This is a genomic window from Bradyrhizobium erythrophlei (assembly GCF_900129505.1).
In the GTDB taxonomy this organism is placed as follows: domain Bacteria; phylum Pseudomonadota; class Alphaproteobacteria; order Rhizobiales; family Xanthobacteraceae; genus Bradyrhizobium; species Bradyrhizobium erythrophlei_D.
The window spans coordinates 2092068-2116181 of the sequence record NZ_LT670818.1 but is presented as its reverse complement, the minus strand read 5'-3'; the positions used below and the strand labels follow the sequence as shown (position 1 = coordinate 2116181).

Annotated in this window: 22 protein-coding genes and 1 pseudogene; 11 read left to right on the top strand and 12 right to left on the bottom strand. The window is 62.5% G+C overall.

What is annotated here, in order from left to right:
• Positions 1–3: 3 nt before the first annotated feature.
• Together B5525_RS09945 and B5525_RS09940 are read right to left on the bottom strand one after the other, a co-directional pair.
• Positions 4–447 carry a cyclic nucleotide-binding domain-containing protein gene (locus B5525_RS09945; RefSeq protein WP_079565851.1) on the bottom strand — a complete coding sequence of 148 codons (444 nt, stop codon included), beginning with the start codon at positions 445–447 and terminating at the stop codon, positions 4–6.
• 79 nt (positions 448–526) lie between these two features.
• A complete protein-coding gene (locus B5525_RS09940) occupies positions 527–1213 on the bottom strand; it encodes a response regulator transcription factor (RefSeq protein WP_024514994.1) in 687 nt (228 codons plus the stop codon).
• 221 nt (positions 1214–1434) lie between these two features.
• Between B5525_RS09940 and B5525_RS09935 the strand changes: the two genes are divergently transcribed.
• Both B5525_RS09935 and B5525_RS09930 read left to right on the top strand, forming a co-directional pair.
• Positions 1435–2019: a L,D-transpeptidase family protein gene (locus B5525_RS09935; RefSeq protein ID WP_079565850.1), complete on the top strand. Its 585-nt coding sequence runs from the start codon at positions 1435–1437 to the stop codon at positions 2017–2019.
• A 67-nt stretch (positions 2020–2086) separates the two neighbouring features.
• Positions 2087–2872, top strand: a complete 786-nt coding sequence (locus tag B5525_RS09930) for a 2-keto-4-pentenoate hydratase (protein ID WP_079565849.1) — start codon at positions 2087–2089, stop codon at positions 2870–2872.
• 144 nt (positions 2873–3016) lie between these two features.
• Here the strand turns inward: B5525_RS09930 and B5525_RS09925 are convergent, their stop codons facing one another.
• On the bottom strand, positions 3017–3706 hold the full coding sequence (locus tag B5525_RS09925) for a YggS family pyridoxal phosphate-dependent enzyme (protein WP_079565848.1): 690 nt from the start codon (positions 3704–3706) through the stop codon (positions 3017–3019).
• A gap of 108 nt (positions 3707–3814) precedes the next feature.
• Between B5525_RS09925 and B5525_RS09920 the strand changes: the two genes are divergently transcribed.
• Positions 3815–5506: a diguanylate cyclase domain-containing protein gene (locus tag B5525_RS09920; protein ID WP_079565847.1), complete on the top strand. Its 1692-nt coding sequence runs from the start codon at positions 3815–3817 to the stop codon at positions 5504–5506.
• A 53-nt stretch (positions 5507–5559) separates the two neighbouring features.
• On the opposite strand, the gene B5525_RS09915 is transcribed toward B5525_RS09920, so the two are convergent.
• The gene (locus B5525_RS09915) at positions 5560–6546 is read right to left on the bottom strand and encodes a GGDEF domain-containing protein (protein WP_079573154.1); all 987 of its coding nucleotides are present in this window, start codon (positions 6544–6546) and stop codon (positions 5560–5562) included.
• Positions 6547–6896: 350 nt separating this feature from the next.
• Here B5525_RS09915 and leuS point away from each other — a divergent pair, with 350 nt between their 5' ends.
• The 4 genes from leuS (at position 6897) to B5525_RS09895 (ending at position 11544) form a co-directional block, all read left to right on the top strand.
• Positions 6897–9521, top strand: a complete 2625-nt coding sequence (leuS, locus tag B5525_RS09910; RefSeq protein ID WP_079565846.1) for a leucine--tRNA ligase — start codon at positions 6897–6899, stop codon at positions 9519–9521.
• Complete coding sequence (lptE, locus tag B5525_RS09905) at positions 9508–10059, top strand: LPS assembly lipoprotein LptE (RefSeq protein WP_079565845.1); 552 nt, start codon at positions 9508–9510, stop codon at positions 10057–10059. The genes leuS and lptE overlap by 14 nt, the downstream gene beginning before the upstream one ends.
• 89 nt (positions 10060–10148) lie before the next feature.
• Positions 10149–11177 (top strand): DNA polymerase III subunit delta, encoded by a 1029-nt coding sequence (gene holA / locus B5525_RS09900; protein WP_079565844.1) that lies wholly within the window; start codon positions 10149–10151, stop codon positions 11175–11177.
• A gap of 1 nt (position 11178) precedes the next feature.
• Entirely contained in the window at positions 11179–11544 is a 366-nt protein-coding gene (locus B5525_RS09895) for an ADP-ribosylation/crystallin J1 (protein ID WP_079565843.1), read from the top strand.
• 55 nt (positions 11545–11599) lie between these two features.
• Here B5525_RS09895 and B5525_RS09890 read toward each other — a convergent pair whose 3' ends face one another.
• The 7 genes and pseudogenes from B5525_RS09890 to hemJ form a co-directional block, all read right to left on the bottom strand.
• Positions 11600–12478: a ParB/RepB/Spo0J family partition protein gene (locus tag B5525_RS09890; protein WP_079565842.1), complete on the bottom strand. Its 879-nt coding sequence runs from the start codon at positions 12476–12478 to the stop codon at positions 11600–11602.
• Positions 12479–12650: 172 nt separating this feature from the next.
• Positions 12651–13502 (bottom strand): ParA family protein, encoded by an 852-nt coding sequence (locus tag B5525_RS09885; RefSeq protein WP_079565841.1) that lies wholly within the window; start codon positions 13500–13502, stop codon positions 12651–12653.
• Positions 13499–14194: a 16S rRNA (guanine(527)-N(7))-methyltransferase RsmG gene (gene rsmG, locus B5525_RS09880; RefSeq protein WP_172899841.1), complete on the bottom strand. Its 696-nt coding sequence runs from the start codon at positions 14192–14194 to the stop codon at positions 13499–13501. The genes B5525_RS09885 and rsmG overlap by 4 nt, the downstream gene beginning before the upstream one ends.
• 309 nt (positions 14195–14503) lie before the next feature.
• Complete coding sequence (gene mnmG, locus B5525_RS09875) at positions 14504–16384, bottom strand: tRNA uridine-5-carboxymethylaminomethyl(34) synthesis enzyme MnmG (RefSeq protein ID WP_079565839.1); 1881 nt, start codon at positions 16382–16384, stop codon at positions 14504–14506.
• A gap of 149 nt (positions 16385–16533) precedes the next feature.
• Positions 16534–17895, bottom strand: a pseudogene (mnmE, locus tag B5525_RS09870) (tRNA uridine-5-carboxymethylaminomethyl(34) synthesis GTPase MnmE); the annotation flags it as partial.
• Between the two features lie 273 nt (positions 17896–18168).
• Positions 18169–19434 carry a transcription termination factor Rho gene (gene rho, locus B5525_RS09865; RefSeq protein WP_029584660.1) on the bottom strand — a complete coding sequence of 422 codons (1266 nt, stop codon included), beginning with the start codon at positions 19432–19434 and terminating at the stop codon, positions 18169–18171.
• Between the two features lie 259 nt (positions 19435–19693).
• Positions 19694–20116, bottom strand: a complete 423-nt coding sequence (gene hemJ, locus B5525_RS09860) for a protoporphyrinogen oxidase HemJ (protein WP_079565837.1) — start codon at positions 20114–20116, stop codon at positions 19694–19696.
• 461 nt (positions 20117–20577) lie between these two features.
• Between hemJ and B5525_RS09855 the strand changes: the two genes are divergently transcribed.
• Genes B5525_RS09855 through dnaQ form a run of 4 tightly spaced genes read left to right on the top strand, consistent with a single transcriptional unit; the run spans position 20578 to position 23380 of the window.
• Entirely contained in the window at positions 20578–21417 is an 840-nt protein-coding gene (locus tag B5525_RS09855; protein WP_079573152.1) for a pyruvate, water dikinase regulatory protein, read from the top strand.
• On the top strand, positions 21414–22022 hold the full coding sequence (locus B5525_RS09850; protein WP_079565836.1) for a Maf family protein: 609 nt from the start codon (positions 21414–21416) through the stop codon (positions 22020–22022). The genes B5525_RS09855 and B5525_RS09850 overlap by 4 nt, the downstream gene beginning before the upstream one ends.
• 37 nt (positions 22023–22059) lie before the next feature.
• Entirely contained in the window at positions 22060–22659 is a 600-nt protein-coding gene (gene coaE, locus B5525_RS09845; RefSeq protein WP_079565835.1) for a dephospho-CoA kinase, read from the top strand.
• Between the two features lie 25 nt (positions 22660–22684).
• Positions 22685–23380, top strand: a complete 696-nt coding sequence (dnaQ, locus tag B5525_RS09840; RefSeq protein WP_079565834.1) for a DNA polymerase III subunit epsilon — start codon at positions 22685–22687, stop codon at positions 23378–23380.
• Between the two features lie 4 nt (positions 23381–23384).
• Here the strand turns inward: dnaQ and secB are convergent, their stop codons facing one another.
• Positions 23385–23870 carry a protein-export chaperone SecB gene (gene secB, locus B5525_RS09835; RefSeq protein WP_079565833.1) on the bottom strand — a complete coding sequence of 162 codons (486 nt, stop codon included), beginning with the start codon at positions 23868–23870 and terminating at the stop codon, positions 23385–23387.
• Positions 23871–24114: the final 244 nt, after the last annotated feature.

The following is a 24114-nucleotide window of genomic DNA, read 5'->3' as shown; positions in this document are numbered from 1 at the left end:
GCGCTAGATACTCAGCTTCGCGCCCGCCATCAGAATATCGCTGGCGATCTGGCTGGTACGGGAAGCGAATTCGTCGCGCAGCCGGCGTGCCGCGGCCGGATCGCTCTCCAGCACGCGCTGAAACAGGCTTCGCGCGATCCTGATCACCGCGGAATGTTCGATCGCCGTCGCGGAGGCGGGGCGCGCCATCGCAGTGATCAGCGCGAGCTCGCCGATCAGAGCGCCCGGACCTGCGATCATTTCGGCGCCGGCGCCGTCCTCGATCCGGAACGCGCCGCGCTGAACGACGAAGCCCGCGTCGGCCTCATCGCCTACGTTGAACAGCACATCGCCGCGAGCGAAACCGCGCTGCTCGGAGCCGATCGCGAGCATGCGCAAGGAACCCGCTCCCAACAGGCGCAGGGTTGGGACTCGCTCGAGCAGGGCAACATCATCTTCGATCGACATAGAGGACCGGTGATCGGGGCGCGCAATTAAGCCGATGGATACGAATCACCGCCCGATTCGCATCACGGTCCGAATCGTATCACGGCACCAGCTTGTAGCCACCGGCCTCCGTCACCAGGATCTCGGGATTGGCTGCATCTTTTTCGATCTTCTGGCGCAGCCGGTAGATATGGGTTTCCAGCGTGTGGGTGGTGACACCGGAATTATAGCCCCAGACCTCCTGCAACAGCGTCTCGCGCGACACCGGCAACTGGCCGGCTCGGTACAGGAAACGCAGGATCGCGGTCTCCTTTTCCGTCAGCCGCACCTTCCGGGCGTTGGCGCCGGTCAACATCTTGGAGCCGGGCCGGAAACTGTAGGGACCGACGGAAAATACCGCGTCCTCGCTGGCCTCATGCTGGCGGAGCTGCGCCCGGATCCGTGCCAGCAGCACCGCAAACCGAAACGGCTTCGCCACGTAGTCGTTGGCCCCTGATTCGAGGCCGAGAATGGTGTCCGAATCGGTATCGTGCCCGGTGAGCATGATGATAGGCGCCTTGAAGCCGCCCTTGCGCAGGGAGCGCACGACCTCGCGCCCGTCGGTATCCGGCAGCCCGACGTCCATCAACACGAGATCCGGCGCATTGGCCTTGGCCGCGCTGGCGCCCTTGGCGCCGGTATCCACTGCGGAGGCTTCGAACTCGTCGTGCAGCGATAATTGCTCCACCAGCGTATCACGCAGATCGGTATCGTCATCCACGATCAGGATCTTGCGGGCATTGGCCATGCGTACAATCCTCTGGGGGCTGCGGGGCAAGCAGAAAGCGCGCCTTGAGCCTTGGTCTTGGTTGGTAGATTCAGGGTTCGTCAGGTCTTATTCGTATTGAGGTAGGAGGCTGTTACAGATTCACAAGCCGAAGCACAGTCTAGCCCAGAACTCGGTGCCATTTGGATGAATGTCCTGTAATGGGGATGAAATAGGGCATTGCGGGCGAACAGACAATCCGGATGGTGGATAATCTTAGAGGAAATATAGTCATTTCAAACGCTTATCGATCAACCCGGGGCGACTTGCCGCTTTCCGCGATCTGGATTCGCTCCGCGGCCGGCGACCCGCGCCGGGGCTGGCTCAGAGCGAGGGATTTGAGCGTGCCGGTTGCCTTGGGGCGCGGTGGAATCAAGGCAAACAAGCGCGAAGGCGACGGCGGCACCCCGCGAGGCACCTTCAGGCCACGGCAATTGTGGTGGCGCGCCGACCGCCACCCCCGGCCGCGGACTTTCTTGCCGATTCGCACGATCGCGGCTGACGACGCCTGGTGCGAAGACCCCGCAAGCCGCCATTACAACCAGCCCATCCGGCTGGATCGGGCCCAAGACGGCGACCGCCTCCGGCGTGACGACCACCTCTATGATTTTATCATCGAGATCGATCACAACCGCTCGCCGCGCATCGCAGGCCGCGGCAGCGCGGTATTCCTGCATCTGGCACGCGGAAATTTCGGGCCTACCGCGGGCTGCGTTTCGATGACAAAATCGGCCATGCTGCGGCTGTTGGCGCGGCTGGGACCCAATACGAAAATTGTAATCGGCTGAGATTGCCGTATTGCATCCCCGCGCACGCGAAGCGTAATCCGGGCTACGTTCAGGGGTATCAAGAACCATGCTCGACGAAGACCAGATAGCGGCAGCGTCACGGACATTGCACGATCATTGGCGCGCCGGCACCAAGTTCGCAGGCCTCGAACCACGGCTGCGTCCGCGCAGCCGAGCCGAGGCCTATGCCATCCAGGAGAAGATCGAGATTTATTCGAACGCGAAACTGTTCGGCTGGAAAATCGCAGCCACCAGCGAGGCCGGGCAAAAGCACATCAATGTCGACGGCCCGATGGCCGGACGCATCCTGTCCGAAACCGTGATTGCCGATGGCGGCAACGCTTCGATGGCGGGAAATGAAATGCGCGTCGCCGAGCCGGAATTTGCCTTTCGCATGGCTGCCGACTTGCCGCCGCAGTCGCAGCCCTACGCCGTGCGCGAGGTGCTCGACGCGGTCGGCACGCTGCATCCGGCGATCGAGATTCCGGATTCGCGGTTCGCCGATTTCGTCAGCGCCGGCACCGAGCAGATCATCGCGGACAATGCCTGCGCGCATTTGTTCGTGCTGGGCGCGCCGACCGTTGCGAACTGGCGCGCACTCGACCTCGTCGACGAAAGGCCGGTGATCACGATGCGGGGTCAGCAATTCATCGGTCACGGCAAGAACGTGCTCGGCGATCCCAGGCTCGCACTGACGTGGCTCGCCAACGAATTGCGGCAGCTCGGATCGACGCTCCGGGCCGGCGAGGTGGTGACCACCGGCACCTGCCACCCGCCGCTGCCGATTCGATCAGGCGATGTCTGCGAGGCCGATTTCGGTTCGCTTGGAAAGGTCTCGGTCAGGTTCGCGTAAAACCCGAGCGGGTCATCCTGAGGTGCGAGTTCAACGGTGCATCGCGCCGTTGAGGGAGCCTCGAAGGATGAAGGGCAGGGGTATGTGCGGCTCATCCTTCGAGACGCGCTTCGCGCTCCTCAGGACGACGGCGAGGGCCTTGCGCTATCGGTGCCCGAAGATCGCCGATCCCACGCGCACATGCGTCGCCCCGAACTGAATCGCGGTGACAAAATCGGCGCTCATGCCCATCGACAGACCAGTCAGGCCGTTGCGCGCGGCGATCTTTGCGGTCAACGCGAAATGCGGGGCGGGTGCGTCGCTGACCGGCGGAATGCACATCAGGCCGGAGATTGCCAGGCCATATCGATCGCGGCAGCTGGCGATAAACGCATCGGCCTCGCCCGGTGCGACGCCGGCCTTCTGCGGCTCCTCGCCTGTGTTGAGCTGGACGAATAATTGCGGCCGGCGTTTCTGGGTTTCGATTTCCTTGGCTAACGCTTCGCAAATACTGGGACGGTCGACCGAATGGATGGCGTCGAACAGCGCCACGGCTTCCTTTGCCTTGTTGGATTGCAACGGGCCGATCAGATGCAGGGCGACGCCCTGGTAAGACGACATTAACCCTGGCCATTTGGCCTTGGCTTCCTGCACGCGATTCTCCCCGAAAACGCGCTGCCCGGCCTCGATTACAGGGATAATCGCATCGGCGGCGAACGTCTTCGACACCGCGATCAGCGTCACCGACGCACGGTCGCGGCGCGCTTCCTTGCAGGCGCGCGCGATCTCCTGCTCCACATTGGCAAGTCCATTTGGTGAATGCGGGGTTATCAGCGAAGTGTCTTGCGGTGCCATGCTCGTCGACCGGTGGTAAATCTACGGGGTCTTTCGAATTTTAGCGAATCCGGGAAAGTCTTTTTGAACCATTCCCTTTACCCTCAAATGTGGGGTTGGGGACCAAAAATGTCACGCGTCAGTTTCAACCGGAACAGAGTGAGGCTCAAACAGCTTCTGGGAATCCGCGCGCGGCTCGCGTTGCTGGCTCTGATCCTGGTGGCGCCCTTGATGCTGGAACGCGTGCGATCGCTCGAGGACGCCCGCAGCAAGCAAGTCGCCGCCGCCACCGCCGAATTTGCGAGCCTTGCGCAACACAGCGCCGACGCCCAGCAGGAAGTCATCTCGTCGGTCGAAACGGTATTGAAATCGGCCGCCTATATTCGTGCCTCGGCGGGCGGCATCGGCCGCAGTTGCGAAATCCTGCGCGCCAGCCTGCCGACCAATCTGCCATGGATCCGCACGCTGCTGATTGTGGGAGGTGACGGCCGCGTGCAATGCTCGACCAACAACGTCTTTGTCGGGCTCGACGTCCATGATCGGCCCTATTTCAAGAAGGCGCGCGAAACCCGCGAGATCGTCTTCAGCGACTATTTGTTCGCCAGGATCACCAACAAGCCGGTGGTGATGGCGGCCTATCCGGTATCGGCTATCAGCGACGAGTCGGATTCCGTCATTCTCGCCGGCGTCAATCTCGACTGGATGTCGAAGATCATGAGCAATCTCGGCGGCCGGCCCGGCATTTCGGCGGTGCTGGTCGACGGCTCGGGGACCGTGCTGGCGGCGCCGGCGGACGAGGCCAGCATGATCGGTCATTCGCTGGATACGATACCGCTGCTGTCGGCCATCGCCGAAGAGGCGATGGGTTCGGAGGCGCCGCAGGGAACGCTGTCGTTCGTCGCCGCCGATGGATCGAGGCGCGCGCTCAGTTATGCGCGCATCGCCGGCACGGAATCGCGGCTGATCATCAGCATCGATGAAGCCAGGGTATCGGCCGCCATCAACCGCGACATCCGCACCGCCTATCTGCAGCTCGGCTTCGTCAGCCTGTTCGTGCTGCTCGGCGCCCTGATCGCGGCCGAGAAACTCATCATCGGGCCGATCGAGATGATCACGTCGGTGGCGAAATGCTTCGGCCAGGGCGACTGGTCGGTGCGCGCGGCGCCTAAATCGCTGCCGGCGGAATTCGTTCCGCTGGCCCGCGCCTTCAACGCGATGGCGGCGCAGCTTTGCGAGCGCGAGCGCGAGCTGGTCGCGACCAACGACCGGCTGACCGTGATCGCCTCGATCGACATGCTGTCCGGACTCGCCAACCGCCGCGGGTTCCAGAGCCGGCTCGATTTCGAATGGATGAAGGCCCAGCAATACAACAGCGAATTGTCGCTTCTGATGATCGATGTCGATCACTTCAAGCTGTTCAACGATACCTACGGCCATCCCGAAGGCGACGCCTGCCTCTCCAGGCTCGGCGAAGCGCTGGCCGGAATTGCCGCCGAGACCATAGGCTTTGCCGGGCGCTATGGTGGCGAGGAATTTTGTCTGTTGCTGCCGAACACCGAGGCGAAGCGGGCGGTGGAGATCGGCGAAACGGTCCGTATATCGGTCGAAGCCCTGGCGATGCCGCACGCGACCTCGAGCTACCAGAAAGTCACCGTCAGTGTCGGCGTCGCCTGCACCAGGCCAAATGCCGAGCAGCAGCCGGGCGACCTGATCGAGGCCGCCGATGCTGCCCTCTATGCCGCCAAACACCGCGGCCGCAACGCCGTGGTCGAACACGGTTTTGGGCGAGGCACCGACGGCGCGGTCGCTATGGCGAGCTAGACTCTCTCGTTTTGACTTTTGACGCTTCTTTTTTCTTGTCGTCCGAAAGAGCCTCAGCTCGCAGCCATTTCGCGATCAAGCTCGGCCTCGGTCACGACCCGGTTCCGGCCGTTTCGCTTGGCCAGATAGAGCGCGCGATCGCATCGCTCAATTAGATCCGCCATCGACTCGCCGAACTGAAATTGTCCGACGCCAATCGACACCGTGATGCTGGGAAGCAGCTCCTGGGTCGAGCGGCGGGTGATACGACACTCCGAGATCAGGCGGCGTATCCGCTCGGCGACCGCCGCACAGGTGGCAAGGTCTGCGCCCGGAAGCACGGCGATCAGTTCTTCCCCGCCGTACCGGGCGGGCAGATCGGATTCCCGCAGCCGTTCCCGCAGCACGCTGGCCATCAACCGAAGCACCTGGTCGCCGACCCCGTGCCCAAAACTGTCGTTGAACTTCTTGAAATGATCGATGTCGATCAAAAGGACGCTGAGCGGCTCGCCTTTTTCCATCGCCGCGATCTGGGCCTTGCGGAAAAATTCCTCGAGCGCGCGGCGGTTTGGCAGGCCGGTGAGCGTGTCGGTCTTGGCGCGTTCCTCCGATTTGCTCAAGGAGTCGCGGATCGCGTCCAGTTCCCGCGTCGACTCGGCGAAGCGAGCCTCCAGCTTCGCTGCCCGGTTGACGGCCTTGGCCAGCTCGTTCAGCAGATTTTCGACCAGCGGTGCCGGATCGACCCCGGCTTCGCTTCGCTCGGCGATATCGCCGATCGCCATCATTTGCGACCGGTTATCGGCGATGGCCACGTTCAGATACTGCTTGGCGGAGGCCATGACCGAATGCAGCTGCTGTGAAAAATTGTTGACGTCACTGTCGTCGCCGGTGTCGGCCCGGACATACATGGCGAACAAGTCACGATTGGTAGCGGCGTCGAACTTTCGCTTGTTGCCGATCAGAATGTCGATGGCCCGCTTGAGATCGGGCGAGACGCCGAGGGAATATTTGAACCAGGTGTGAAAATTGTTCGGCGTCGGCGGTACGCGATATTGCGACATCGCGCGCACGGCTTTTTCCGCGAAAGCCGTAGCGTATTCAAAATCAAGCTCGTCGAACGCGTCCCCGGTCACGATCTGAAATGATCTCGCGTCTGCTGTTGCGGTTCGCCCGACACATCGTCTCACGGAAGGGTTAAGCCTGCCTCAATCCGATCGAGCGAAATGTTCCGACTGGCGAGGGGCCGGGGATCGCCGCTTTTTCGCAACGATCGAATGTTGATTTTCCGAATTTCCACATCCCGCAAACGGCGGTATCGCCGGCCCCCAAGCCATTGACCCATCGCGGTCTTTTATGGCCTAGTCCGCCGTCCCCTAGATGGCTCCGAATCCCTGAAAAGCCTAGCGAATCCATGACCTCCGAACGCTACAACGCCCGTGAATCCGAGCCGCGCTGGCAGCGCCAGTGGGACGAAAAGACGATCTTCGCCGCCAAAAACGACGATCCGCGGCCGAAATATTACGTGCTCGAGATGTTCCCCTACCCCTCCGGGCGCATCCATATCGGGCATGTCCGCAACTACACGCTGGGCGACGTGCTGGCGCGGTTCATGCGCGCCAAGGGGTTCAACGTGCTGCACCCGATGGGCTGGGACGCGTTCGGGCTGCCGGCCGAGAACGCCGCCATCGAGCGCAAGGTGGCGCCCAAGGCGTGGACCTACGACAACATCGCCGCGATGAAGAAACAGCTGCGCTCGATCGGGCTGTCGCTCGACTGGTCACGCGAATTCGCGACCTGCGATCCCGCTTACTACAAGCATCAGCAGAAGATGTTCCTGGATTTTCTGCGCGAAGGCCTGGCCGAGCGCGAGAAGCGCAAGATCAACTGGGACCCGGTCGACATGACCGTGCTCGCCAACGAGCAGGTGATCGACGGACGCGGCTGGCGTTCCGGCGCGGTCGTCGAGCAGCGCGAGATGAACCAGTGGGTCTTCAAGATTACGAAGTATTCGCAGGAATTGCTCGACGCGCTCGACACGCTGGATCGCTGGCCCGACAAGGTGCGGCTGATGCAGCGCAACTGGATCGGGCGATCCGAGGGCCTCTTGGTCCGTTTCGCGCTCGATCCCTCGACCACGCCGGCCGGCGAAACCGAACTGAAGATTTTTACCACGCGGCCCGACACCTTGTTTGGCGCCAAGTTCATGGCGATCGCGGCCGACCATCCGCTGGCGCAGGCTGCCGCTGCAAAGGATCAAAAACTCGCCGAGTTCATCGCCGAGACCAAGCGCATCGGCACCGCGCAGGAAATCATCGACACCGCCGAGAAGCAGGGTTTCGATACCGGCATCCGCGCGATCCACCCGTTCGATCCGAACTGGAAATTGCCGGTCTACGTGGCAAACTTCGTGCTGATGGAATACGGCACCGGCGCGATCTTCGGCTGCCCCGCGCACGACCAGCGCGACCTTGATTTCGTCAACAAATACGGGCTCGGCAATATTCCTGTGGTGTGCCCCGAGGGCCAGGACCCCACGACGTTTGTGATCACCGACACCGCCTATGACGGCGACGGCCGCATGATCAATTCGCGCTTCCTCGACGGCATGACCATCGAGCAAGCGAAGGAAGAGGTGGCAAAACGCTTGGAGGGTGAGCTGCGCGGCAACATGCCGGTCGGCGAGCGCCAGGTGAACTTCCGCCTGCGCGACTGGGGCATTTCGCGCCAGCGCTATTGGGGCTGCCCTATTCCGGTGATCCACTGCCCGAAATGCGATGTCGTGCCGGTGCCCGACAAGGATCTGCCGGTGGTGCTGCCGGAGGACGTCAGCTTCGACAAGCCCGGCAACGCGCTCGACCATCACCCGACCTGGAAGCACGTCACCTGCCCGCAATGTGGCGGCAACGCCCAGCGCGAAACCGACACCATGGACACCTTTGTCGACTCGTCCTGGTACTTCGCGCGCTTCACCGATCCCTGGAACGAAAGCGCCCCGACCACGCCTGCCGTGGTGAACCGGATGATGCCGGTCGACCAGTATATCGGCGGCGTCGAGCACGCGATTCTGCATCTGCTCTACAGCCGCTTCTTCATCCGCGCCATGAAGGCCACCGGCCATATCGGCATGGACGAACCCTTCGCCGGCATGTTCACGCAGGGCATGGTGGTGCACGAGACCTATCAAAAGGCCGACGGCTCCTATGTGACGCCGGCGGAAGTGCGGATCGAGACCGGCGGCAACGGCAAACGCGCGGTTCTGATGGCGACGGGCGAGGACATCCATATCGGCGCGATCGAGAAGATGTCGAAGTCGAAACGCAACACGGTCGATCCCGACGACATCATCGCCACCTATGGGGCCGACGTCGCGCGCTGGTTCATGCTGTCAGACTCCCCGCCCGACCGCGACGTAATCTGGAGCGACGAGCGGGTGCAAGGCGCCTCGCGCTTCGTGCAGCGGCTATGGCGGCTGGTCAACGAATCCGCCGAAATATGCAAGTCCGCGCCGGCGGCGCGGCCGGCTTCGTTCGGCACCGATGCGCTGGCGCTGCGCAAGGCCGCGCACGGAGCGCTGGACAAGGTCACGACCGGCATCGAAAAGCTGCATTTTAACGTCTGCCTCGCCTATATCCGTGAATTCTCGAATGCCCTGGGCGAGGTGCTGGCCCGCGAGGGGCAGCCCTCCCCCGACCTTGGGTGGGCGATCCGCGAGGCCGCGGCGATCCTTGTTCAACTTTTCGCGCCGATGATGCCGCATCTGGCCGAGGAATGCTGGGGCGTATTGGGCCAATCCGGGCTGGTTTCGGAGGCCGGTTGGCCCCAAATCGAACGCGATTTGCTGGTTGAAGATACGGTGACGCTGGTGGTCCAGGTCAACGGCAAGAAGCGGGGTGATGTAACCGTGCCACGGGGTGCGCAAAATCCCGAGATAGAGGCTGCCGTTCTGGCGCTTGATGCGGTAAGACAGGCCTTGGGTGGCAAGGCCGTCCGCAAGGTGATCATTGTTCCCATGAGGATCGTGAATGTCGTTGGCTAGGTTTCGCATCGCCGCCCGGCTGTTGGCAGTGGTCGCCCTGGCGGCGCTTACGGCCGGCTGTTTCCAACCCATGTATGCCGAACATGCCGACGGCACCCCGGCCCTGCGCGAAAAGCTGTTGGGCGTGGAACTGCCGCCGATTGACAAGCCCAACGCCTCGCGCGACGCGCGCGTTGGCGTGGAAATCCGTAATGCGCTGGCGTTCAAGCTCTACGGCACTGCCACCGGCATGGCGCCCACCCACCGGCTGGTGATCCGGTTCGCCAGCACCCGCTCGTCGCTGATGGTCGACATCAACACAGGGCTGCCCTCGAGCGAAAATTACGGCGTCGACGCGCAATACAATCTGATCGAGATCGCTACCAACAAGTCGGTCATGACCGGTACGACGTTCTCCCGCGTCTCCTACGACATGCCGGGATCCTATCAGCGCTTCGCCCGGTCCCGCGCCATCCGCGACGCCGAGGATCGCGCCGCCCAGGAGATCGCGGATAATATCCAGACCCGGCTGGCTTCATTCTTCGTCGCCGGCAGTTAAACCCCGTCATTCCGGGGCGCGGGTCAGCGCGGGCCCGGAATCCCGAGATCCGGCTCTGGTCCTTCGGACCATCCCCGAATAGGCTGCCTGTGGTCGCGCTTCGCGGAAAAGAAATCGACAGCTTTCTCGCCCGGCCCGATCCGGGCCGCCCGATCATCCTGCTTTATGGTCCCGATGCGGGCCTGGTCCGCGAGCGTGCCGACGCACTGCTGGCATCCGCGGTCGATGACCCCAACGATCCGTTTTCGCTGGTGAGGCTGGATGGCGACGAGCTGGCGGCCGAGCCGTCCCGGCTGGTCGACGAGGCGATGACGATCCCGCTGTTCGGCGGCCGCCGCGCAATCCGCGTCCGCGCCGGCTCCCGCAGCTTTGCCAGCGGCGTCGACACGCTGGCGGAGGCGCCGCCGAAGGACTGCCGCGTCGTAATCGAGGCCGGCGAGTTGCGGCCTGAATCGCCGCTGCGGAAGGCGTGCGAGCGCGCCAAGACCGCGGTCGCGATCGGCTGCTATCCCGACGGCGAACGCGACCTTGCCAAACTGATCGACGACGAATTGCGGCCTTCGAACCTGCGGATTGCGCCGGACGCGCGCGCCACGCTGGTGTCGCTGCTCGGCGGCGACCGCCAGGCCTCGCGCAACGAACTGAAAAAGCTTGCGCTGTACGCCCACGGCAATGGCGAGGTCACGCTCGACGACGTGATGACGGTGGTGTCCGATGCTTCCGAGTTGAAGATCGATCCGATCGTGGACGGCGCCTTTGCGGGGAAGCCGGAGCTGGTCGAGACCGAATTTGCCAAGGCCGTGACCGCCGGCACCTACCCCGGCATGATTATCGCGGCCGCCCAGCGGCAGGCGGCATGGCTGCACAAATCGGCGCTGGCGCTCGGCGAGGGAACGCCGCTGTCGACATTGCTCGACAGCGGGTTTCCGCGCCTGCATTTTTCGCGAAAGGGAAATGTCGAAACCGCGCTGCGCAATTTCAATCCGGCGCGGCTGGCGGCCATCATCGATCAGCTTGCCACGGCCGCGCTCGACCTGCGCAAGCAGGCGCCGCTGGCGGCGGTGATCGCGCAGCGCACCCTGCTGTCGATCGCGGTAAACGCGAAGCGGCGTGCATAGAATGCCAGAGACCGAAATATCCGAACTGGATGCCGTAACGCTCTGGCGTCCAGTCGGACCGCGCGAGCTGGAATTAATCCGAAAAGCAAATATGCGGGCTTTCCCGCCACGGCTTCCCGATCAGCCAATCTTCTATCCCGTGCTCTCGGAAGAATATGCCGTGAAGATCGCGCGCGACTGGAACGTTCCCGCCAGTGGCTCCGGCTTCGTCACTCGCCTTCAAGTACGGCGCAGCTTCTTGGACAATTATTCAGTCCAAAAGGCCGGCGGCTCGGCTCACCTGGAATACTGGATCCCTGCGGAAGATATGGTCGCCTTCAATCGAGCGATTGTCGGTAAAATTAGCGTTGTCGCCGAATTTTTGTAGCGTCGCGCGGATAGCTGCCGAATTGTTCTCGTCTCCCTCGCCCCAGAATGCCGGGCTACCCCTTCGTCCCCAGCCTGCGCACGATCTCGTCGAGCTGATCGAGGTCGCGGTAGCGGATGTGAACGGTGCCGCCGGAATCGCGGTGATCGATGTTGACTGCAAACCCGAGCGCGTCGCTGACGGTTTTCTCCAGCGCGACCGTGTCTGGATCCTTCACCTTGCCGCCGCGGGCCTTTTGCGGCTTGCGCACCGGCACCCCCTCGACATGGGCCAGCTCCTCGGTCTGGCGGACGTTGAGGCCTTCCTCGACGATGCGCTTGGCGGCGGCCGCAGGATCTGGAACGCCGATCAGCGCGCGGGCGTGGCCGGCCGACAACTGGCCGAGCGCGATATAGGCCTGCACCTCGGCCGGCAGCTTGGTCAGCCGCATCATGTTGGCGACATGGCTGCGGCTCTTGCCGACGATCTTGGCGATCTCCTCCTGGCTGCGTTTGAATTCATTGGCGAGCGCGTGATAGCCCTGCGCTTCTTCCATCGCGTTGAGGTCTTCGCGCTGCACATTTTCGATGATGGCAAGCTCGAGCGCGTCGCTGTCGCTGACATCGACCGGCACGATCGGCACGTCGTGCAGGCCCGCGATCTGCGAGGCACGCCAGCGGCGTTCGCCGGCGATGATCTCGAAGCGATCCTGCACGCCCTTCACGGGCCGCACCACGATCGGCTGGATCACGCCGTGTTGCCGAATCGAATCGGCGAGCTCGCCGAGCTCGGTATCGGAAAACGTACGCCGCGGATTGCGCGGATTGGGTTTCAGGAATTCGATCGGCACCTTGCGCTGGGCGCGCGGCCGCTCGACATGCGCGGCCTCGCCGCCGACATCCCCGATCAGACTTGCAAGACCGCGGCCCAATCGCGAACGCGCTTCGTCGGCCATCGCCAGCTCCCTTGGATTCAACTTGAGCGCTCCTGTTTTACTTCGTCTTCACCGTCATTCCGGGGCGCGTCGCCAGACGCGAACCCGGAATCCAGGCGTCGGAATCTTTTTTGTCACCTCTAGATTCCGGATCAATCCGCTCATGCGGATTGTCCGGAATGACTTCGCTGGGCTAATGCGTGCGCAGCTCGCGCTCGCGCTGGATTACTTCGGTCGCAAGCTTGAGATAGGCGTCGCTGCCGACGCATTTGAGATCGTACACCAGCACCGGCTTGCCGTAGGACGGCGCTTCGGAGATGCGCACGTTGCGCGGGATCATGGTGTTGTAGACCTTGCTGCCCATGAACTGCCGGACGTCGGCGACGACCTGGTTCGACAGATTGTTGCGGGAGTCGAACATGGTCAGCACGATGCCGTGGATCGACAGATTGGGATTGAGCGTCGTGCGCACCTGCTCCACCGTCTGCAGCAATTGCGACAGGCCCTCGAGCGCGAAGAACTCGCATTGCAGCGGCACCAGGATCGCATCGGACGCCGCCATCGCGTTGACGGTGAGAAGATTGAGTGACGGCGGACAGTCGATGAGCACATAGGTGTAATCGGAGTCCGGAGAGATGTTGGTGTTCAGCGCGGCGATCGCATCGCGCAGCCGGAAGGCGCGCCCGGGAGTCGTTCCGAGTTCGAGTTCGAGGCCCGAGAGATCCATGGTGGACGTCGCGATATGGAGCCGGGGCACCGCGGTCGGCACCACCGATTCCCGCAAATTCGCCTCGCCGATCAGGACGTCATAGGTCGAGCAATTGCGGCTGCGGCGATCGATGCCGAGACCGGTGGAGGCGTTACCCTGCGGATCGAGATCGACGATCAGCACGCGCTCGCCGATGGCCGCGAGCGCGGTGCCGAGGTTGATCGCGGTGGTGGTCTTGCCGACGCCGCCCTTCTGGTTGGCCAGCGCCAGGATGCGCGGGTGGCCGGGCGGGGTGGGCGCCTTATCCTCTTGATAAATCTGATCAATTACGGTCATGCGCGGGTGCCATAGGCTTTGGCGGACGGACTGCGCCGCTCGATGCGATCGAGCTCGACGATCCAGCCATGTCCACCGGTGCGGCTGGAATGCAGATGCGGATCAATCTTCCAATATTTAGTGGCCTCGGTCAATTCGGCCTCTACATCTTGGCCTTTGAGAAACAAGGCTTTTGCGCCCCGTTTCACCAGCGGCTCCGCGAAACCGATGAGTTGGTGTAGCGGAGCCACCGCCCGAGCGGTGATGCAATCCACCGGGCCAGTGATTCTATCCACACAATCCCCGATGTCTGCGAGATGAACCGTGCCGGGCGAATGGGTGATTCGCAACGCCTCCCGCAGGAAGGCGGCCTTCTTGGCGTTGCGCTCAACCAGATGGACCATCGCACTTGGTGTTTCTGCCAGCGCACAGGCCAGCACCACGCCAGGAAAACCGCCTCCGCTGCCGAGGTCGACCCAGAACCCGGCTGAGGGTGCGATCGTCAAAAGTTGGAGCGAATCGGCGACGTGGCGGGTCCAGAGCTTCGGCAGCGTCGAAGGCGACACCAGATTGGTTTTGGCCTGCCATTCCCGGAGCAGATCGAGGTAGCGATCCAGCCGCGCTTCCGTTTCACGTGAAACAGGCGTGAGCTTCAGCGCCTCCGCCTTGTCGGCAGTGGGACCGGAATTCGATGAGCTGGAAATCGTTTCCATTGATGAGGTCGTGGGATCAGATTGAAGTCGGCATTGTCGTCGGGTCGGAAGCGGGCGCCTGACGACGGGGCTCCGCGAGGCCATCCATTCTTACAGCAAGGCGTCCCGGATTGCGCCTTCGTTTTGAGACCGCAACCGTCGTTTCACGTGAAACGATCCAGAGCGTCGCCGGGATGGAGCGGGGCGCAATCCTGGTCTTTTCGCTTGGCGCATGCGCCTCGCGTCAGAGCTGTGGCTCCCACTCGGATTACGCTCCGCTCCATCCGGGTTACGATATCAGAACGCCCTCCCGTTTCACGTGAAACAACTCTATCCGAGCGCTGAAGGCCTCCGCCGGGCTTCCCGTCGCAGATAGGCGGCCAGGATGCCGAGTGCCGCCGGAGTCATTCCATCAAGCCGGCCCGCCTGCCCTACCGTCCACGGACGCGCGGCTTCGAGCTTCGAGCGCGCCTCGTTGGAGAGCCCCGGCACCTTCAGGTAATCAATATCCCCGAGAATCAGCCCTTCATCGCGCCGGAAAGCGTCGACGTCGGCGATCTGGCGCTTCAGATAGACGTCGTACTTCGCATCGATCTCAAGATGGACCGCGATCCCTGGTTCAATGGCCGAGAGCTCGGGCCAGATCCCACGGATCTCGCTCCAGCCGATCTCCGGATAGGCCAACAGCTCGAAGGCCGAGCGGCGCTGGCCATCCTTGTTGAGCGCCAGGCCATACCGGGCAGCCTCGTTCGGCGTCAGCGTCAGCGACTTGGTCAGAACCTTCGCGGCTTCCAACGCCGCCATCTTGGCGTGGTGATACTGCGAGCGCACCTGCCCTACGCAACCCAGCACGATCCCCTTATCGGTCAGCCGCTGGTCAGCATTGTCGGCCCGAAGGGTCAGCCGGTATTCGGCCCGCGAGGTGAACATCCGGTACGGCTCGGTAATGCCGCGCGTCACAAGATCATCGATCATGACGCCGAGGTAGCCCTCCGCACGGTCGAACACGACCGGGTCGGAGCCGCCGGCCGCCAAGGCTGCGTTGAGCCCGGCAACCAGGCCCTGGGCGGCGGCCTCTTCATATCCCGTGGTGCCGTTGATCTGCCCGGCCAGGAACAGCCCACGCAGCCGCCTGGTCTGCAAGGTGGGATCGAGTTCGCGGGGATCGACGTGGTCGTATTCGATGGCGTAGCCCGGGCGGACCATCCGCGCACGCTCCAGTCCCGGGATCGAAGCCAGGATCTTGAGCTGCACCTCTTCCGGAAGCGAGGTCGAGATGCCGTTGGGATAGACGGTGGAATCGTCGAGCCCTTCCGGCTCCAGAAAAATCTGGTGGCCGTCGCGATCCCCGAAACGGACGATCTTGTCCTCGATAGAGGGGCAATAGCGCGGACCAGTGCTCTTGATCTGCCCGGAATACATCGGCGAGCGATGCACATTGGCCCGGATCACCTCGTGGGTCGCCGCGGTGGTGCGGGTGATCCCGCACTGGATCTGCGGCGTCGTGATTTTCTCGGTCAGCACCGAAAACGGCTCCGGCGGCTCATCGCCGGGCTGCATCTCCACTGCCGACCAGTCGATCGTGGTACCGTCGAGCCGCGGCGGAGTCCCGGTCTTCAGCCGTCCCAGCGTAAAGCCGGCGGCTTCGAAGGACTTCGTGAGACCCAGCGCCGGCGCCTCGCCAACCCTGCCGGCCGGCCAGTTCTTCTCGCCAAGATGGATCAGCCCGCGCAGGAAGGTCCCGGTCGTGATCACCACCGCGCCAGCCGACAGCTCACGGCCGTTGGCCAGGCGAATGCCGGTGACGCGGCCGTCCCGAACAATGAGCTCGTCGGCCTCGCCTTCGATCACGCCGAGATTGGCCGTTTCCAGGATCGCGGCTTGCATCGCCGCGGCATAGAGTTTGCGGTCAGCCTGGACACGCGGCCCGCGCACCGCCGGTCCCTTGCGCCGGTTGAGCATCCGAAACTGGATGCCGCCGGCGTCGGCCACGCGACCCATCAAACCGTCCAGCGCATCGACCTCGCGTACCAGATGGCCCTTGCCGAGCCCGCCGATCGCGGGGTTGCAGGACATGGCGCCGATGGTCGCAAATCGATGGGTGAGCAGCGCCGTCCGGGCGCCTAGGCGCGCAGCCGCGCTCGCGGCCTCGCAGCCGGCGTGGCCGCCGCCGATGATGATGACGTCGAATGATCCTGGCCGGGTCAGCATGGCCGGACTTTTATCCCGAGGCAGCAAATCCCGAAAGCGGTAAGTTCGGCGCGGGGCTATGTTTCACGTGAAACAGCGCTGATCCTTCCGAGGGGGTTTCACGTGAAACGATATTATGAATTAAGAAATATTTCTCTCATATAAGACTATTACTTGCCGATGCAGAATTCCCGAAAGATCACATCGAGGATATCTTCGACATCGACCCGGCCCAAGAGCCGCCCGAGCGAATAGGCAGCCATCCGCAGATCCTCGGCCGCCAGTTCCTCGCCCTCCCGAACCGCTGCTATGCTCCGTTGCAGCGAAGCCGCGGTTTGCTGCAGCAATTTCCGCTGCCGCTCCCGCCCAATCAGGGCCCCGTCGTCCGCGCCGAAATATTTTTCCGCAAAGCCGACCACGGCGGCAATCAACTCCGCAATCCCATCGCCCCGGCTCGCCGAAATTCCGAAATCCGTGCCTCCCCGACCCTGCCCCAAATAATCCGCCGGTTTTTGGCGATTCGTCCGATCGGCTGCTGCCGCATCCAGGTCGACCTTGTTCCGGACCCGCCACACCGGCGCATCGACCTGCTGGGCGCGCTCATCGTGTTGCGCATCGCTGATCCACAGGACCAGATCGGCTTCCGCCGCGCGCGTCCTCGCCCGCCGCACGCCTTCCTGCTCGACGGGATCGTCGGTCTCGCGAATGCCCGCGGTGTCGATCACCGTCACCGGATAGCCAGAGAGATCGAGCTGCACCTCGATCACGTCGCGCGTGGTGCCGGCGTGCGGCGAGACGATCGCAACCTCCCTCCGCGCCAGCGTATTCATCAGCGTCGACTTGCCAACATTGGGCGGGCCCGCGATCGCGACCACCAGCCCGTCGCGCAGCCGTTCACTCCGCCCCTGTGCCGCAAGTACTTCCTCGATCTCGCCGAGCAGCGTCTTGATCCTTGCCACCGCCGGTGCGATCAGCTCGGTGGGCACGTCGCCTTCATCGGAGAAATCGATGCCGGCCTCGATCAGTGCGGAGGCCTCGATAATCTGGTCGCGCCAGTTGCGCGCGCGCTCACCGAGCAGGCCTCTCAGCTGACGCAGCGCCTGGCGCCGTTGCCGCTCGGTGTCGGCATGAATCAGATCGTCGAGACCTTCGGCCTCGGTGAGGTCAAGCTTGCCATTCTCGAAGGCGCGCCGGGTGAACTCGCCCGGCTCCGCCGCGCGCAGCTCGGCGAAGGCCGAGAGCGCCGTGAACAGCGCCGCCAGTACCGCCCGCCCACCGTGAACGTGAAATTCGGCGATGTCCTCACCGGTTGCACTGGCCGGTCCGGGAAACCACAGGATCACCGCATCGTCGATCGGTTGCTGATTCGCATCCCGTAATAGCGCGCGCGTCGCCATGCGCGGCGCCGGCAGCTTTCCGGCAAGTGCAGTCAGAACCGCCCCGGCCTGCGGCCCGGATACCCGCACGATGGCAATCGCGCTCGGCAGCCGGCCCGACGAAACGGCAAAAATGGTCTGTTCGCGGGGATGCATCACCTATTTGCCTCCGAGCCCGTTGAAAAGGCAACGTAACTTCATTTCGGCAAAGAACCGGCGGTCCGCAGCAATTTTGCAGGTTAATCTTGCCGACCGATGCAGATTATCGGGCTAGTAAAAACCAAGATTAACAAGATATCTCAGTTACTTGTGGGGCTACCGGAAAACCCGCCAGCTCCATTTATGCTACACCAATGCTGCAGCAATCCGAGCAGCAAAAAGGGGCGCCCCTTGCAAAGGACGCCCCTCTTTCCAAAACCGTCGAATGACTCAGGTATTCATCGACTCGAAGAATTCGGCGTTGTTCTTGGTGTTGCGCAGCTTGTCGAGCAGGAAGTCGATCGCGTCCATCGTGCCCATCGGATTGAGGATCCGGCGCAGCACGTACATCTTTTTCAGGAGCTGCGGATCGGTGATCAGTTCTTCCTTGCGGGTGCCGGAGCGCGAAATGTCGATCGCCGGGAAGGTCCGCTTGTCGGAAACCTTGCGGTCCAGAATCAGTTCGGAATTGCCGGTGCCCTTGAACTCTTCGAAGATCACTTCGTCCATACGGCTGCCGGTATCGACCAGCGCGGTCGCGATGATGGTGAGCGAGCCGCCCTCCTCGATATTGCGCGCGGCGCCGAAGAATCGCTTTGGCCGCTGCAACGCGTTGGCATCGACGCCGCCTGTCAGCACCTTGCCGGATGACGGCACCACGGTGTTGTAGGCCCGGCCGAGACGCGTGATCGAGTCGAGCAGGATCACGACGTCGCGGCCGTGCTCAACCAGGCGTTTTGCTTTTTCGATGACCATTTCGGCGACCTGGACGTGACGCACCGCCGGTTCGTCGAAGGTCGAGGAGACGACTTCGCCCTTCACCGAACGCTGCATGTCCGTGACTTCCTCGGGCCGCTCGTCGATCAGCAGCACGATCAGATAACACTCGGGATGATTGGCCGTGATCGAATGGGCGATGTTCTGCATCAGCACGGTCTTGCCGGTGCGGGGAGGCGCCACGATCAATGCGCGCTGGCCTTTGCCGATCGGGGCGACGATGTCGATAACCCTTGCCGAAAGGTCCTTTCTGGTCGGATCCTCGAGCTCGAGCCGAAAGCGCTGATCGGGAAACAGCGGTGTCAGATTGTCAAAATTGACCTTGTGCTTCGACTTTTCCGGGTCTTCGAAATTCAGTGTGTTGACCTTGAGCAGCGCGAAATAGCGTTCGCCTTCTTTCGGGCTGCGGATGTGGCCTTCGATGGTATCGCCGGTGCGAAGCCCGAAGCGGCGGATCTGCGAGGGCGAGACGTAGATGTCGTCCGGACCGGGCAGATAGTTGGCGTCCGGTGAACGCAAAAATCCAAAACCGTCGGAGAGAACCTCGACGACGCCTTCGCCGATAATGTCGGTTTCCTGGATCGCGAGCTGCTTGAGAATGGCGAACATCAGCTCCTGCTTGCGCATGGTGCTGGCGTTTTCGACCCCTTTTTCTTCCGCAAACGAGACGAGCTCGGCTGGCGTTTGGGCCTTGAGGTCTTGAAGTTTCATTTCCCGCATTGGGATGGTCCTGTGGAGTAGTTTGGGAGAGGAATTGCGAGGTGGCTTTTTTGAAAATGCGGACGCGAGATCAGGAAGGTCCGCAGGTCTAAGCAAGGAAAGCGCCGGAGAGGCTTCAAACCTGATGCGGCGGCCGGTTCAAATGGAGAACCGAAACGCAACCACATCCGCCTGCGTGGGGTGGGATTTCGGTAATATAGAAAATCGCCCGGCCTTACGCAAGGAGGCCGGCAGCCTCAGCTGTTGGCAACGGTGCCCATCAAAACGGCTTCACAACCACCAGAATCACGATGCCTATCATCAGTACGGTGGGTACCTCATTGATAAAACGATAGAATCTCTGACTTCTGGTGTTCTGGTCGGCGGCGAAATCCTTCACGCAGCGGGCAAAAAAACCGTGGACACCCGACAGCAGCAGCACCAGCAGCAATTTGCCGTGGAACCAGCCCGCTGAAAACAAATGACCGGCCCAGGCGAGGTAAAGCCCCGCCAGCCACGTCACGATCATCGCCGGGTTGATGATCGCCTTCAGCAACCGCCGTTCCATCACCTTGAAGGTTTCGGACTGCTTTGATCCCGCTTCCGCCTCGCAATGATAGACGAACAGCCGCGGCAAATAGAGCATCCCGGCCATCCAGGCGATGACCGCGATCACATGCAGCGCCTTGATCCAGTCGTACATCCGAAAAATTCCATCCGTGCTGTTTGCCAAAATGCTGGAACGCTCGGCCCGGTCTTGGTGTTGCCCGCGCTCCAGTTCCGATCCGAAGCGAGACATATCCGCAAAGCACCGCTTTTCTAAACTAATAATTTTAGAATCTTAGGTTTGAGTCTAAGTAGCGGTGATTAGCGTCCGCACAAAAATGTCCCGCGGTTGCGCCCCGTTATTCACATCCATCAACATTCCCGGCCGGCCGCCAGGTGATACGGATAACTCGACTGCTGTCAGACACTTGCGCCGGCTCGTCGTCAGCTTATGAAGAGACAAGCCCACACAACCTCACTATCATTGCCCCGGGCCTTCGGACTTATCCCTCTTTCGAGGCCTGTGAAGAAAAAGCCGGGTTATCCCTGACCGATCGCTTCCCGGCCGATTCTCTCAGCTAAGGTCCACAAGGATTCACAGGTTACACAGGGGTTTTGGTGCCTACGTCCGGAAGTTATTTTCATCTTCACCTGGTCTCTGATTCGACCGGCGAGACCCTGATCACGGTGGCGCGCGCGGTGGCCGCGCAATACGCCAACGTGACGCCGGTCGAGCATGTCTATCCGCTGGTACGCAGCCAGAAGCAGCTCGATCGCGTGCTCGACGAGATCGAGGAAGCGCCCGGCATCGTGCTTTTCACCTTGCTGGAAAAGGATCTGGTCGGCAGGCTCGAAGCCAAGTGCCAGCAGATCAATATACCGAGCCTCTCGATCATCGGCCCGGTCATGCAACTGTTCCAGGCCTATCTCGGTGCCGCCACCACGGGGCGCGTCGGCGCGCAGCACACCCTGAATGCGGAATATTTCAAGCGCATCGATGCCTTGAACTATACGATGATGCACGATGACGGCCAGCACGTCGAAGGCCTGGAGGAGGCCGATGTGGTGCTGGTCGGCGTGTCCCGTACATCGAAAACCCCGACCTCGATCTACCTCGCCAACCGCGGCGTCCGCACCGCCAACGTTCCGCTGGTGCCGGGCATCGCGATCCCGCATCAATTGGAAACGCTGACGAAGCCACTGGTCGTCAGCCTGCATGCGACGCCGGAGCGCCTGATCCAGGTCCGGCAGAACCGTCTGCTAAGCATGGGCGCCGATCGCGGCAATGATGAGTATATCGATCGGCAGTCCGTCGCGGATGAGGTTGCATTTGCGCGGCGATTGAGCGCCAAATTCAACTGGGCGCAGCTCGACGTCACTCGGCGATCGATCGAGGAAACCGCCGCCGCGATTCTGAAACTGTTCACCGACCGGCAGAAACAACGGCTTCCCGAATGACGCTTTGGCGCGGGCCATCTCCGTTGATCCTGGCGTCGCAAAGCCGCGGGCGGCGAATGCTGCTCGCCAATGCCGGCATCGATTTCGAAGCCGTTCCGGCCGACATTGACGAACGGGCTGTGCAGCAATCCTCCGGTCTTGGGTCGCCCGGAGCGATCGCTGGCCTGCTGGCGCGTGAAAAAGCCCTGATGGTGTCGAGCCAACATTCCAGCCGATTTGTCGTCGGCGCGGACCAGACCCTGGCATTGGCGATGCAGCTGTTCAGCAAGCCTGCGGGCCGGGCCGATGCCGCCGAGCAATTGCGTGCGCTGGCCGGCAACCGACACGAATTGCACTCTGCCGTTGCGGTGGCGCGCGACGGCAAGATCCTGTTCGAAGCCAGATCGAGCGCCGGGATGACGATGCGGCGGCTTTCCGATGCCGAAATAGAGGCATATCTGAACGAGGCCGGCGAGGCCGTGACCTCAAGCGTCGGCGCCTACCAGCTGGAAGGGCTCGGCGTCCATTTGTTCGAGCGTATCGAAGGCGACCACTTCACCATCCTCGGCCTGCCGCTGCTGCAACTGCTCGCGTTTTTGCGTAGCGAGGGGCTGCTCGCGGTGTAAAACAAGCCATGATGAACCGGCCAATGGCAGGAGCTCGATGATTATTCTTGGGCTGACCGGCTCGATCGGGATGGGGAAATCGACCGCCGCAAAGCTGTTCGCGGAGGCCGGTGTTCCCGTCTACGACGCCGACGCGGCCGTTCACAGCTTGTACGAAGGCGAGGCGGCGCCCGCCATCGAAGCGGCGTTTCCGGGCACGACGGTGAACGGCAGGGTCGATCGTGCGCTTCTCTCGGCGCGGGTCGTGCATGATCCGGCCGCGATGAGACAGCTCGAGCAGATCGTTCATCCGATGCTGGGCGCCTCGCGCCAGAAATTCTTTTGGGATGCCGAGCGATCCGGCGCGCCGGTGGCCGTGGTCGATGTGCCCCTGCTGTACGAGACCGGCGGTGAGAAACGCGTCGATGCGGTGGTGGTGGTGACGACGTCCCCGGAGAATCAGCGCGAGCGAATTCTGGCGCGTGGTAACATGACACATGAGGTGCTGGATTCCATCCTGGCGCGGCAACTGCCCGACGCCGAAAAACGCAAGCGTGCGGATTTCGTGGTGGATACATCGCACGGGCTCGACCCGGTACGCGCCCGGATCCGAGACATTCTGGATCAGGCTGCTAAGATGCCGCAGCGGCGAACCTGATTCGCCTTTTCCCGGTCAGTCCTCCATGCGCGAAATCGTTCTCGATACCGAAACCACCGGCCTCGACCCGCTGCGCGGCGATAGGCTGGTCGAGATCGGCTGCGTCGAGATTTTCAACCGCATGCCGACCGGCCAGATCTTTCACGTGCACATCAATCCCGAGCGCGCCATGCCGGCCGAGGCCTTCGCCGTGCACGGGCTTTCCACCGAATTCCTCGCCGACAAGCCGCTATTCGCCCATGTGGTCGACGAGTTCCTGGAATTCATCGCCGATGCGCCACTGGTGATCCACAACGCGTCGTTCGACATCTCCTTCATCAACGCCGAACTCGACCGCATCAAGCGGCAGCCGATCGCGCGCGACCGGCTGGTCGACACGCTCTTGCTGGCGCGGCGCAAGCATCCCGGCGTGTCGAACCGGCTCGACGATCTCTGCTCGCGCTATGCCATCGACAATTCCCGCCGCACCAAGCACGGCGCGCTGCTCGACGCCGAGCTTCTGGCCGAGGTCTATATCGATCTGATCGGCGCGCGGCAGTCGCAACTGATCCTGGCAGCCGAAACCCGCGATACCCGCGCGGGCGGCTACGGCGAGATGCCGCGGCGGCAACGCGAGGTGCCGTTGGCGCCGCGGATATCAGAGGAAGATCGTGCGGCGCATCGGGCCTTTGTCGCCACCTTGGGCGACAAGCCGATCTGGAACGAATTTTTCGTCGCTTGAGCGTTTAGCTCGGCTTGGCCTGCGCGCCCGGGGCGCCCGCCTGCCGTTCCATGTTCTGGCGATACAGGCCGACGAAATCCACCGGGTCCAGCATCAAAGGCGGAAAACCGCCATCGCGCACCGAAGTGGCGATGATCTCGCGGGCGAACGGGAACAACAGCCGAGGGCACTCGATCATGACCAGCGGATGCAGGTTTTCTTTCGGCACGTTCATAATCCGGAATACCCCGGCATAGGCCAGGTCGAAGCTGAACATCACCTTGCCGGCGGTTTCCGCCTTGCCCTCGACCGAAAGCGTCACTTCGTACTCGTTTTCAGCGAGGTTGTTGGCGCTGACGTTGATCTGGATATTGATCGCCGGCTGCTGCTGTTGCGGCGCCAGCGAGCTCGGGGCGTTCGGATTCTCGAACGACAGGTCCTTGGTGTATTGCGCCAGCACATTGAGCTGGGGCGGGGCCGCTTCGGGCGGTGCGCCGTTGCCGTTGGTCATGGAAATCTCTCCTGGAGCGTATTTCAAGCGAGCGGCGACTGGTCTTGCGTCTGAATTCGCCCGGGCTTTGGGAAAATGCGGTTGACGGGGCGAGTGGCTAACATAGCCCCGCCTCACTCCACAAGGATGACAATCGCGCTCCGCCTGCCGCGCCGAGCCTTAGGGAATCGCCGCGTGCGGCAAATAGCCGTCCTTGGCGCCTGGAATGCGCCCTAAATTGTTGAATAGGCGCGATTTCCGGGCA